The following is a 9112-nucleotide window of genomic DNA, read 5'->3' as shown; positions in this document are numbered from 1 at the left end:
GGACCACCCGCAGTGAGAGCTACAACAGGTAACACGAGACCTGGAGGCCGTCCTACTTCACGGACGTAGCCTGGTAGGAGCGGGCGTAGGCGTTCGCTACGCACCCGGTCAGGGCAAGTGCGAGCGCGGCGAAGCCCGAGGCAACGGCGAGGGGGCGGAGGGGGCTGGCGGTAAGCGGGATGCTCCTGCGGTGCGGGGGGACGGGGCGGTCGGGGAGGCGGAGGTGCCGCGGGTCGTGGACGGGTCGGACGTGCTCGGGGTGCCGGGGCGACGGCGGCGGGTCGCCCGCACGAAGAACGAGACGACGACGGCGAGGTAGGCGAGCCAGACGACGACCTGCAGCCAGCTCGGTGTCGGCGTGAAGTTGACGAGTCCCTGCAGCAGGGTGCCGTACCAGCTGGTCGGCGGCACCGCCGCGCTCACGTCGAAAGCCAGGGAGGCGCGGCCCGGCCACACGGACGCCTCCTGCAGGGCGCCCACCCCGTAGGCGAGGACGCCCGCCGCGACGACGACGAGGAAGTAGCCGGTCACCCGGAAGAACCGGGCGACGTCGAGGCGGACCACGCCGCGGTAGATCGCCACCTGGATCGCGACCGCCGTGAGGATGCCGAGCAGGGCGCCCACCAGCGGCGTCGCGCCGCCGCCGGTCGACTGCACCGTGGCCCAGACGAAGAGGGCGGTCTCGATGCCCTCGCGCCCGACCGAGAGGAAGGCCAGGGCGACGATCGCCCCGGCACCGCCGACGAGCGCCCGGTCGAGGCCCGACTCGAGTTCGCCGCGCAGGCCGCGAGCGGTCCGGGCCATCCAGAAGACCATCCAGGTGACGAAGCCCACGGCCACGATCGAGAGTCCGCCGCCGATGACCTCTTGGGCCTGGAAGGTGAGCCCGTAGGTGCCGAAGGTCAGCACGGCGCCGAGTCCGAGGGAGAGGACGACCGCGGTGCCGACGCCCAGCCAGAGGCGGGGGGGGGCGGCGCGCCGGCCGATCTTGACCACGTAGGCGATGAGGATGCCGACCACGAGAGCGGCCTCGAGGCCCTCTCGGAGTCCGATGAGGTAGTTGGCGAGCACGGGGACGGCTTTCTCGGAGGGGAGTGGAGCTCGTCGTCGAGCAGGGGCGGGATCGGGCTCACGGTGGACGACGCCGGGCCGGGCCGGGACGGGACCGAACGGCCTGGTATGGTTAGGCTAACCTCACTTAGGGCACCCTGAGCCAGACCGACAGTAGTGCGGCGCGGCGTATCCTGTCCAGTGATGAACTCCTCCGCCTCGCCGACGCCCGCGTCGCCCTCGACCGCCGGCGACCCGCGGCTCGAGCGCGTGCTCTTCGTCCACGCCCATCCCGACGACGAGACCATCACCACGGGTGGCACGATCGCCGCGCTGGTCGAGGCCGGTGCCGCCGTCACCGTGGTGACCTGCACCCGAGGTGAGCTGGGCGAGGTCATCCCCGACGACCTCGCCGTCCTCCGAGACGACCAGGCCGCCCTCGCCGTCCACCGTGAGGGCGAGATCGCCGCCGCCATGCACGACCTCGGCGTCGACGACCACCGGTTCCTCGGTTCGCCCGGAGCCCGCACGCCCGGCCTCCCCGAACGGGCCTACCGCGACAGCGGCATGGTCTGGCGGTCGGCCGGCGTGGCCGGGCCGACGCCCGACCTGCACCCCGCGGCCTTCTGCGCCGCCGAGTTCGGCGAGGTCGTGAGCGACCTGTCGGCCGTCTTGCAGTCCGTGCGCCCGACCGCGATCATCAGCTACGACGAGGCCGGCGGCTACCCCCCCCCCGACCACGTCCGGGCCACCCGGGGCGCCGTGCGCGCCGCGCGACTCGTCGGCGTGCCGTTCTTCGCGATCGTGGCCGGCGCCGAGTCGGCCGAGGGCGCCGAAGCCGAGGCCCTCGCCACCGACGACACCGTGCTCACGATGGACGCCCGGCACGTCGCACCCCGTAAGCTCGCGGCGCTGCGCGACCACCGCAGCCAGGTCGAGGTGGTCGACCTCCCGGGCGGCCGAGCCGGCATCCGCTTCCCCCACGGGGTCGTCGAGCCCGTGACGGTCCGCGAGTCGTTCCGCTTCGTGCCCGAGCCGCCGGCCGACGGGGGCGCCTCCGAGATGGCGCAGATGACGACGGGCGGTCGCGTCGCCGCGCTCGTGCTGGCGCTCGCCGCCGGGGCCGTGTTCGGCACCATCGGCACCGTGATGCACCAGTCGACGATCACCGTCGCCGGCTCGCCGGTCTGGTCCGGGCTCGTGCTCGCGCTGCTGATGAGCCTCACGCTCCTCGCCGGTCTCCGCTCGGTCTTCGGTTCGCGGGCCATGGCCGGCGCCGCCGCCGTCGGGCTGCTCGGGGCGCTCGTGGTCCTGTGGCAGGCGAGTCCGGGCGGGTCGATCCTCGTGCCCGACAACACGCCCGCCCTGGTCTGGCTCGGCGGGGTGTTCCTGATCTGCCTCGTGGTGCTCGGCTGGCCGCGGTTGCGGGGCCCGGTCGCCGGGGGCGCGACGCCGTCCGGCGGCTCGACCCGCGCCTCCTCGGTCGAGGCACAGCCGGCAGACGATAGGCTGGACGCCCTGCCCGACGCGAAGGGAACCCCCCAGACGTGACGTACGTGATCGCACTTCCCTGTGTCGATGTCAAAGACCGTGCCTGCATCGACGAATGCCCCGTCGACTGCATCTACGAGGGCGAACGCTCGCTCTACATCCACCCCGACGAATGCGTCGACTGCGGTGCGTGCGAGCCGGTGTGCCCCGTCGAGGCCATCTACTACGAAGACGACCTGCCCGACAAGTGGGCCGAGTACTACAAGGCCAACGTCGAGTTCTTCGACGAGATCGGTTCGCCCGGCGGCGCGGCCAAGGTCGGCGTCATCGCCAAGGACCACCCCGTGATCTCGGCGTTGCCCCCTCAGGGCGCCGGCGCCTAGGTCGGCCTCCGTGGCACTCGACCTGCCCGAGTTCCCCTGGGACGCCCTGGTGCCGTACGCGGCGACCGCCAGGCGTCACCCCGGCGGCATCGTCGACCTCAGCGTCGGCTCGCCCGTCGACCCGACGCCCGACGTCGTCCGCGAGGCCCTGGCCGTCGCGACCGACGCCCACTCGTACCCTCAGGTGGCCGGCACCCCGGCCCTGCGGTCGGCCATCGCCGAGTGGTACGAGCGGCGCCGCGGAGTCACCGGGCTCGGCGACGCGAACGTGCTGCCCACCATCGGCTCCAAAGAACTCATCGCCGGCATGGCCCTCTGGCTCGGCATCGGCCCGGGCGACACGGTGGTCCATCCGACGAACGCCTACCCGACCTACGCGCTCGGTGCCGCCCTCGTCGGGGCGACGGCCCTCGCCTCCGACGACCCGGCCGAGTGGCCCGCGTCGACGAAGCTGGTCTGGCTGAACAGCCCGGGCAACCCCGACGGAGCCGTGCTCGGCGTCGAGGGCCTGCGTGCGGCCGTGGCCCGTGCACGCGAACTCGGTGCCGTGATCGCCGGCGACGAGTGCTACGCCGAGCTGGGGTGGACGGGCGACTGGGCCGATCGTCCTACGCCCTGCATCCTCGACCCCCGCGTCGTGGGTGACGACCTCCGCGGCGTCGTCTCCGTCTACTCCCTCAGCAAGCAGTCCAACCTCGCCGGGTACCGCGCGGGTTTCGTCGCGGGCTGCGACCACGTCGTCGGTCAGCTGCTCGCCGTGCGCAAGCACGCAGGGCTCATGCCGCCGGCCCCGGTGCAACAGGCCATGGTGGTCGCATTGGCCGACGAGGTCCACGTGGTCGAGCAGAAGGCGCGGTACGCGGCCCGCCGAGCGCGCCTCCTGCCCGCCCTCGAGGCAGCCGGGTTCCGCATCGACCACAGCGAAGCCGGGCTTTATCTCTGGGCCACGCGAGACGAGGACGCCTGGGTCACGGTGGCCTGGCTCGCCGAGCGCGGAGTGCTCGTCGCCCCCGGGTCGTTCTACGGGCCGGCCGGCGGTCGTCACGTCCGCGTGGCGCTCACGACGACCGACGAGCGCATCGACGCCGCCGTGGGGCGACTCGGCAGCTGACCGCTAGGCTGACCGGGTGACTGACACTGCCAACGACGCCCAGAAGGCCACGCTGCAGTTCCCGGGGGGAACAGCCGAGTTCCCGATCGTCGCGAGCACCGAAGGTGCCTCGTCGATCGACATCTCGACGTTCACCAAGCAGACCGGTTACACGACCCTCGACACGGGGTTCGTGAACACCTCCAACGCCCGAAGCACGATCACCTACATCGACGGTGATCAGGGCATCCTGCGCTACCGGGGCTACCCGATCGAACAAGTCGCCGAGAACTCGACCTACCTCGAGACGGCCTGGCTGTTGATCTACGGCGAACTGCCCACCCCCGACCAGCTCGCCGACTTCGACGCGCGCATCCGGCGGCACACGCTGCTGCACGAAGACCTGCGCCGCTTCTTCGACGCCCTGCCGCACAACGCGCACCCGATGTCGGTGCTGTCGAGTGCGGTCGGTGCCCTGTCGACGTTCTACGAAGACAGCATGAGCGTGCACGACCCCGAGCAGGTCGAGTTGCAGACCGTGCGACTGCTGGCGAAGCTGCCGGTCATCGCGGCCTACGCGCACAAGAAGAGCCTGGGTCAGGCCTTCCTCTACCCCGACAACTCACTCAGTTTCGTCGACAACTTCCTCAAGCTGAACTTCGGCACGATGGCCGAGCCGTACGAGGTCGACCCGGTCCTCTCGAAGGCTCTCGAGCGACTGCTCATCCTGCACGAAGACCACGAGCAGAACGCGTCGACGTCGACCGTGCGCCTCGTCGGCTCGACCCAGGCCAACATGTTCTCGTCGATCTCGGCCGGGATCAGCGCGCTCTACGGGCCGCTGCACGGTGGGGCCAACGAGGCCGTCCTCAAGATGCTCGCCGAGATCCGCGACAGCGGCCAGGGCGTCGAGCGTTTCGTCGAGCGGGTCAAGAACAAAGAGGCCGGCGTCAAGCTGATGGGCTTCGGCCACCGCGTCTACAAGAACTACGACCCTCGCGCCAAGCTGGTCAAAGAGAGCGCCACCGAGGTGCTCGAGTCCCTCGGCGTGAAAGACGACCTGCTCGACATCGCGATGGAGCTCGAGGGGATCGCCCTGGCCGACGACTACTTCGTCGAGCGCAGGCTCTACCCGAACGTCGACTTCTACACGGGCGTCATCTACAAGGCGATGGGCTTCCCGCCGCGCATGTTCACCGTGCTCTTCGCGATCGGGCGCCTGCCCGGCTGGATCGCCCACTGGCGCGAGATGAACACCGACCCGACGACCAAGATCGGCCGCCCCCAGCAGTTGTACCTGGGCGCGACCGAGCGTGACTGGCCGCAGCGCTAGCCCGTCCGAGCAATCGGTAGGACGCCGGAAGGTGGGCACGGCGCCAGGTTCAGGCCTGGCGTCGTGCCCACCTTCCGGCGTCGTGCTGGTGCTGCCCCGTTCGACTACGCGTGCAACTGCGAGTTCAGCGTGATGCCGTGGCCCTTGCGGGGCAGCACCTCGACGGCGCCGGTCAGCGAGTTGCGGCGGAAGAGCAGCCCGGGCTGGCCCGAGAGCTCGACGGCCTTGACGGTCTGCGGCGAGCCGTCGTGGGTCGGGGTGCCGCCCACGACGACGACCTTGGTGCCGGCCGTCACGTAGAGCCCGGCCTCGACGACGGTGTCGTCGCCGATCGCGATGCCGATGCCGGCGTTGGCGCCGAGCAGGGCGCGGGCACCGATGGTCACCCGCTGGGTGCCGCCGCCCGACAGCGTTCCCATGATCGAGGCGCCGCCGCCGATGTCGGAACCGTCGCCCACGACGACGCCCTGCGAGATGCGGCCCTCGACCATCGACGACCCGAGGGTGCCCGCGTTGAAGTTCACGAAGCCCTCGTGCATCACGGTGGTGCCCGGGGCCAGGTGCGCACCGAGCCGCACCCGCGAGGCGTCGGCGATGCGGACGCGGTCGGGGGAGACGTAGTCGAGCATTCGCGGGAACTTGTCGATGCCGGTCGCGACGATGCCCGCTCGCTGCAGCGTCGGACGCAGGCGCGCGAAGTCGTCGGGGTGGACCGGGCCCGCGTTCGTCCACGTGACGATCGGCAGGTGCCCGAAGACGCCGTCGAGGTTGATCGTGTTGGGCTTCACGAGCAGGTGGCTCAGCAGGTGCAGGCGAAGGTAGGCGTCGGGCGTGGACGCAGGAGGCGCGCTCAGGTCGATCTCGACCGTCACCGGGACGAGGTCCACCGCGCGGCGCTCGTCGGGGCCGGCCGCGTCGGCCAGCTCGGCCGGGACGATCTCGGGGTCGCGGTCGGCCGGCAGGGTGCCGAGCCGGGGGGAGGGGAACCAGGTGTCGAGCGTGGTGCCGTCGTGCGAGACGGTCGCGAGGCCGTACCCGTAGGCGTGGGTCGGGGCGGTGGCGGTGGCGTCGGAAGTCATGGACCCGAGCGTATCGGCAGCCGCCGACGACCCGGTTCGGAGGCGACCCGTGCCGTCGGCCCGTAAACTCGCCCGCATGGCACCGATCGACCTCACCGTCTCGCCCGTCGACGTCACGAGGCAGCTCTGCGACATCCGGTCCGAGTCGGGCGACGAACGCCTCGTCGCCGACGAGATCTGGGCCACGCTCGAGGGCTGCGACCACCTCGAGCTGTTCCGTGACGGTGACGCGATCGTCGCGCGGACGCAGTTGGGCCGGGCCTCACGGGTCGTGATCGCCGGTCACGTCGACACCGTGCCCATCAACGACAACGTGCCCACGCGCTACGAGACCGAGGATGACGTCGAGTACCTGTGGGGCCGGGGGACCGTCGACATGAAGGCCGGCTGCGCCGTGCACCTCCGCCTCGCGGTCGAGCTGACCGAACCGAACGTCGACGTGACGTGGGTCTGGTACGACCACGAAGAGGTCTCCGACGCGCTGAACGGCCTGGGACGCCTCGCGCGCCTCCGGCCCGACCTGCTGGCCGGCGACTTCGCCGTCCTGGGCGAACCGAGCAACAGCGGGGTCGAGGGCGGCTGCAACGGCAACCTCCGCGCCGAGATCCGCACCTTCGGTGCCCGCTCGCACAGCGCGCGGTCGTGGGTGGGCGACAACGCCATCCACAAGGCCGCGCCGATCCTCGACGTGCTGGCGGCCTACGAGGCTCGCGAGGTCGAGGTCGACGGGCTCGTCTACCGTGAGGGCCTCAACGCCGTGGGCATCACGGGTGGCGTGGCCGGCAACGTGATCCCCGACGAGTGCATGGTGCACGTCAACTACCGATTCGCCCCGAGCCGCAGCGCCGACGAGGCCGTCGCCCACGTGCGCGAGCTCTTCGAGGGCTTCGACGTCACGATCGTCGACCTCGCGCCCGGCGCCCGGCCCGGCCTGGACGCCCCGCTCGCGCAGCAGTTCCTGCGCGCCGTCGGCGGCGAGGCCAAGCCCAAGTACGGCTGGACGGACGTCGCGCGCTTCTCCGCCCTCGGCGTGCCCGCCGTCAACTACGGGCCCGGCGACCCGATGCTGGCCCACCACGACGACGAGCGCGTGCCCGTGCAGCAGATCCTCGACAACGAGCGCGGACTGCGGGCGTGGCTGACGGCGTGACCGTCGACGAGGCGAGCCGCGCCTCCTCGTCCCCGCTCCCGCGTCACGCCCCCCGACGGCCGATCTCGCCGTCGAGGAATCTCGTGCTGCGTTACCGGTTGACACCGTGGTGGGCCCGGGTGCTGGTGGTGTTCGTGCTGTCTCGCGTCGTCAGCACGATCGCGCTGCTCACGTTCGCCGGTGCCCAGCAGGCCAACGCGTGGACCCTCGCGAGCCCCGACTACGGCAGCTTCGCCACCATCTGGGACGGTCACTGGTACTACATCATCGCCGTGGTGGGGTACCCGAGCGACCTGCCGATCACGGGCGACGGTCACGTGGGCGAGAACGCCTGGGCGTTCATGCCCGCCTACCCGTTCGTCGTCCGTGGACTGATGACCCTGACGGGCCTGCCCTTCGCGACGCTCGCCGTCGTCGTGTCGGTCGCCTGCGCCGCGGGGACGGCCCTGCTGTTCTACCGCCTCATGCGGCACTCGCTGCCCGAGTCGACCTCGTTGTTCGCGGTCGTCCTGTTCTGCGTGGCGCCCCTGTCGCCGCTGCTGCAGGTGGCTTACGCCGAGTCGATGTTCCTGCTGCTGCTCTGCGCGAGCCTGCTCCTGCTGGTGCGGCGACAGTACCTGGCGATGCTGCCGGTCGTGCTGATCATGTCGTTCACGCGGCCCGGGGCCCTTCCGCTCGCCCTCGCGATCGGACTGCACGGGGTGCTGCGCTGGTGGCGTCGGTACGACGATCCCTTCCCGGTGCGCGAGCGGGTCCGGGTGGCGGCTGCGGCCGCGGCCACGGCCGTGTTCGGCGTCGCGTGGCTCGTCGTCGCCGGTGCGGTGACCGGCGTGCCGGGTGCCTACACCGAGACGGAGCTCGCGTGGCGGGCGCCGTACATCGGTTACGGGCCGCTCGTGCCGTTCACCCCCTGGGTCGACGGGGCGAACTGGTGGTTTCCGGGTGGTTCCGGCATCGCCCTGCTCGTCCTGTCCGTGCTCGCCTTCACGGCCCTGATGCTGTCGCCGTGGGCGCGCCGGACGAGCGTCGACCTGAGGTTGTGGGGCGTCGCCTACGCGCTCTACCTGTTGGCCGTGTTCTTCCCGCAGTCCAGTACCTTCAGGCTCCTGATGCCGCTCTTCCCCCTGCTGGGTGTGCTCGCGGTGCCGCGCTCGAAGGTCTACCGCGCGCTGCTCGTCGCCGTGTTCGTGGCGGCCCAGTGGGTGTGGCTCTACTACTGCTGGTGGGTGAACGGGTACGACTGGACGCCGCCGTGATCGGTGGTCGAACGGCGTCGTTTAGGTCGGGGGCTGGAAATCACGGATAATGGGACCAGCAACTTGCGAAAGGGGACTATCTGATGGCAGCCATGAAGCCGAGGACCGGCGACGGGCCTATGGAAGCCGTTAAGGAGGGCCGTCTCATCATCGTGCGTGTTCCGCTCGAGGGTGGGGGACGCCTCGTGGTGTCGGTCAACGACGACGAAGCCAAAGAGTTGCACGACGCCCTCGCCGGCGTCGTGAGCGCCTAGTCGGCCACCTCCTTAATAGCCCCGGA

9 protein-coding genes are annotated in these 9112 nt (G+C 71.0%); 7 read left to right on the top strand and 2 right to left on the bottom strand.

The window, feature by feature from the left end:
• Window positions 1-108: 108 nt before the first annotated feature.
• Window positions 109-1071, bottom strand: coding sequence for an iron uptake transporter permease EfeU (efeU, locus tag AEQ27_RS03010; RefSeq protein WP_054145331.1), 963 nt, complete (start codon window positions 1069-1071; stop codon window positions 109-111).
• A 183-nt stretch (window positions 1072-1254) separates the two neighbouring features.
• On the opposite strand from efeU, the gene AEQ27_RS03005 reads away from it, so the two are divergent.
• From AEQ27_RS03005 to AEQ27_RS02990, 4 genes are read left to right on the top strand one after another with little or no spacing between them, the layout of a single operon-like run.
• Window positions 1255-2601, top strand: coding sequence for a PIG-L family deacetylase (locus AEQ27_RS03005; protein ID WP_054145330.1), 1347 nt, complete (start codon window positions 1255-1257; stop codon window positions 2599-2601).
• The gene (fdxA, locus tag AEQ27_RS03000; RefSeq protein ID WP_043595461.1) at window positions 2598-2924 is read left to right on the top strand and encodes a ferredoxin; all 327 of its coding nucleotides are present in this window, start codon (window positions 2598-2600) and stop codon (window positions 2922-2924) included. Before AEQ27_RS03005 ends, fdxA begins: the two co-directional genes overlap by 4 nt.
• 10 nt (window positions 2925-2934) lie before the next feature.
• A complete protein-coding gene (gene dapC / locus AEQ27_RS02995) occupies window positions 2935-4035 on the top strand; it encodes a succinyldiaminopimelate transaminase (protein ID WP_054145329.1) in 1101 nt (366 codons plus the stop codon).
• 16 nt (window positions 4036-4051) lie between these two features.
• Window positions 4052-5347 carry a citrate synthase gene (locus AEQ27_RS02990; protein WP_082383192.1) on the top strand — a complete coding sequence of 432 codons (1296 nt, stop codon included), beginning with the start codon at window positions 4052-4054 and terminating at the stop codon, window positions 5345-5347.
• Between the two features lie 104 nt (window positions 5348-5451).
• Here the strand turns inward: AEQ27_RS02990 and dapD are convergent, their stop codons facing one another.
• The gene (dapD, locus tag AEQ27_RS02985) at window positions 5452-6426 is read right to left on the bottom strand and encodes a 2,3,4,5-tetrahydropyridine-2,6-dicarboxylate N-succinyltransferase (RefSeq protein WP_054145328.1); all 975 of its coding nucleotides are present in this window, start codon (window positions 6424-6426) and stop codon (window positions 5452-5454) included.
• A 76-nt stretch (window positions 6427-6502) separates the two neighbouring features.
• Here dapD and dapE point away from each other — a divergent pair, with 76 nt between their 5' ends.
• The 3 genes from dapE to AEQ27_RS16340 all read left to right on the top strand — a co-directional run bounded on the left by dapE (window position 6503) and on the right by AEQ27_RS16340 (window position 9086).
• The gene (gene dapE, locus AEQ27_RS02980; protein WP_054145327.1) at window positions 6503-7576 is read left to right on the top strand and encodes a succinyl-diaminopimelate desuccinylase; all 1074 of its coding nucleotides are present in this window, start codon (window positions 6503-6505) and stop codon (window positions 7574-7576) included.
• Entirely contained in the window at window positions 7561-8832 is a 1272-nt protein-coding gene (locus tag AEQ27_RS02975) for a hypothetical protein (RefSeq protein WP_235450956.1), read from the top strand. The genes dapE and AEQ27_RS02975 overlap by 16 nt, the downstream gene beginning before the upstream one ends.
• Window positions 8833-8915: 83 nt before the next feature.
• Complete coding sequence (locus AEQ27_RS16340) at window positions 8916-9086, top strand: DUF3117 domain-containing protein (protein ID WP_071256769.1); 171 nt, start codon at window positions 8916-8918, stop codon at window positions 9084-9086.
• Window positions 9087-9112: the final 26 nt, after the last annotated feature.

The sequence above is a fragment of the Frigoribacterium sp. RIT-PI-h genome (assembly GCF_001297205.1).
GTDB lineage: Bacteria > Actinomycetota > Actinomycetes > Actinomycetales > Microbacteriaceae > Frigoribacterium.
This window is presented reverse-complemented; position numbering and strand designations above follow the sequence as displayed.

Coding starts and splice junctions, on each gene's coding strand:
- AEQ27_RS16340 (WP_071256769.1), top strand. CDS start 8,916: ATGGCAGCCATGAAGCCGAGGACCGGCGACGGGCCTATGGAAGCCGTT.
- AEQ27_RS03005 (WP_054145330.1), top strand. CDS start 1,255: ATGAACTCCTCCGCCTCGCCGACGCCCGCGTCGCCCTCGACCGCCGGC.
- dapD (WP_054145328.1), bottom strand. CDS start 6,426: ATGACTTCCGACGCCACCGCCACCGCCCCGACCCACGCCTACGGGTAC.
- dapE (WP_054145327.1), top strand. CDS start 6,503: ATGGCACCGATCGACCTCACCGTCTCGCCCGTCGACGTCACGAGGCAG.